This is a genomic window from Eggerthia catenaformis OT 569 = DSM 20559 (genome assembly GCF_000340375.1).
GTDB classification, from domain to species: domain Bacteria; phylum Bacillota_I; class Bacilli_A; order Erysipelotrichales; family Coprobacillaceae; genus Eggerthia; species Eggerthia catenaformis.
This window is the reverse complement of sequence record NZ_KB446646.1, coordinates 186,530-189,236: the sequence shown is the minus strand read 5'-3', so window position 1 is coordinate 189,236 and position 2,707 is coordinate 186,530. Positions and strand designations below refer to the sequence as shown.

The following is a 2,707-nucleotide window of genomic DNA, read 5'->3' as shown; positions in this document are numbered from 1 at the left end:
ATCTGCCTTTACCGTAACGCTCTTGAACTTCGTTCCGTTCTTAAGCAGGTTGACTGTGATCTGAGTCGGTCTCTTTCCGTCCTGATTATTATTATCATCCCATGTCTTCTTACCGCAGATATTGATTTTTTCCACCTGTCGGCTGTTTGTGATGACGACCTTATTAGGATCACTGTCATCAACTGCCTTGATGTATCCTGATGGCAGTGCAGATACCTCATCAACCGTATACTTGATTGGCTTTCCGTCCTTGTTCTTGTCAAGACCGTTCCATGTGTATGTCCAGCCGTTGTCCTTGCTCAGCTCGACCTCAGGTCCGCTCTTTACGCCGCCGGCATAAAGCTGCACCTTGATTGTTGTCGGTCTCTTGCCATCCTGATCGTTGGCATCGTCCCATTTCTTAGTGACGGATATGGATGTCTTTTCAGGAGTGTAGCTGTTCTTGATGTTGTAGCCTTCTACCTTAGATGTATAGCCTGATATAGTATCTTCTGTTATTGTGTATGTAATTTTATGACCCTCGTTATCGTATTCAGGCAAGTCCTTAAAACTGTACTTCCACTTGCCATTCACATCAGGTCTTACCTCTACATTCTGAATTGGCTGTTGATTAGCAAAGAGATTTACTCTTATTCTATCCGGTCTCTTGCCGTCCTGGTTATTGGCATCATCCCATGTCTTTTCACCATTAATATCAATTTTAGATATTTTCTTATTTTCGATTTTTCTCTCTGCTATTTTATTTGAACCAAAATCAGATGATTTAATCAAAATAGGGTCTTTAAGTGGCATATGCCCGGCAGGTGCTTTTGTTTCAACAAGATTATAATCATCAAGAAGCAACTTTCCAAGTTCCCCTGTTCCATCTGCACCACTCTTGATTGTTCCAACTTTTTGTTTATTGCGAACACGTATAACATCAAACTCTGCACCGGCTAATGGCGCGCCATCCTTGCCAGTTTTCTTTATCTTGATTTTATATACATATCCTTCGCCAACACCACCGGCATCTCTAATTTTATAAAAATTACTCTGATGAGAATCACTTCCGTCGGTTGTAAGATCTACCTTATTATGAATTTCTTCACCCGCCAGCGGTTCATAGTTCAGTTTCACTTCATAGAGAATTTGAAAACCTCTTGTTTCTACTTCTTTTGGCAGATTTCCAATATCAATGGTAAGACGGTTGCCTTCAAACTTAATTCTGTTCTCACTCTTAAATTTTTCGGTGACATCTTTTTGTTGCTTAAGTACCTCTGTAGATCCAAGATTTTGCCATTTTCCTTGAAGTATCTTAATACTACCTTTAACATATTCAACACTTGGAGATTCAAGGGTATCTACGAGTTTAGCATTAACAAGAACATTGTTTGACTCGTTAATTCTGATATCATATTTTCCTCTAGTTTTATCATCGAGCATCCAACCGCCTTTCCGTAACGGTTGATTTACCCACTGTGGTTTCTTATAGTTAACCTCACCCGCCGGAATTACTTTTCCATTAACCGTAAGAGTTACCGGAATCTTTCCTGATTGACTTTGCTCCTCCCCATTAACATTGACATTAAAATAAAATGAGCCATGTGTGCCAGAGTGTTCTTCCGCATATTTCGTATAAGTCAGGACAATTTTACCCGGCTTTTCATTATACAAAGTTCCTGTAGCAATGAGATTATCTCCATCCTTTATCTCAAAGTGATCCGGTGCAGCAGTTCCAAAGCCTATTGGCAGGATCATCGTTGTCGTGTCTCCAGCGTGTACCATATGATCGGGCAAAGCATACTCTGCATATATCCGAAACGCCTGCCATGGACCAATTGTAACTCCCTCTGCAAACGGTTTTCCACTTTCATCCGTAATCTTCGCACTTGTGATTACATTAGATGGCACTTCCTGTGCACGTATTATATTATTAGTTTGTAATATAATCGAGCAAACCATTGTAAACATAAGAAAAATTCTTAAACTTTTTTTCATATTTTATCATTATCTCCTTTTATAACTATTAACTTAAAATATAAACAATATATAAATATAAGTAAATTCCGCACATATATTCTATTATCTTTATTTCCGGGTATGTTTAATTTATGTATTCATCAGTCTTAACTTTCCCAGAATTTGAAGAACCAGCCAGATATTTGCCACCCGTGACATACTTAAAGTAATCATTGCCTCTCTGTTCCTAAAGATGATGTCTATTGCATCAGACCTCTTATCAATCCCATAAGACTCTATCTCATTTAACGGATAGAAATATTCATGATTTCTTTTTGTTTCAATCAGGTATCCTTTCTCTAATCGAATACTGTAGCCGTTGACTCCAACCTGTAAGACAACACTGATTTTACTTATATTCTCAGGAACATCCCCCTTAAGCTGATAATGTGCATAATGCTTAAGTATAGAATCTGTCTCTTTTAAAGAAACATCTATGCTGTACTTTTTATGGTCATTCATAAATAATGTCACTATGCAGCAAGGCATAGTCTTATCAAGATAGTATCCTGTTCTTACTGCCTTAACATCGTTAAAATATAAAGGCGTTTTTTCTCCTCCTTTAGCGAAAACAGTAAATCCGGTTTCATCCAATTCTATCTTTTCAATATAGCTTCTGTCAAGCATTCTCTTAAAAAGAATCTCTGATGCACCGCTTATTATCCTTATCATATCTCCTCCCCTTGAATTGTAAATAAAAGCAGACTTT

At 37.8% G+C, this 2,707-nt stretch carries 2 protein-coding genes; both read right to left on the bottom strand.

What is annotated here, in order from left to right; all coding sequences use genetic code 11:
* Positions 1-1,977: Cna B-type domain-containing protein (locus tag HMPREF9943_RS00910; RefSeq protein WP_004801191.1), on the bottom strand; the 1,977-nt coding region annotated here is incomplete at its 3' end.
* Positions 1,978-2,088: 111 nt separating this feature from the next.
* On the bottom strand, positions 2,089-2,707 hold a 619-nt coding region (locus HMPREF9943_RS00905; protein WP_241431570.1), incomplete at its 5' end, for a hypothetical protein.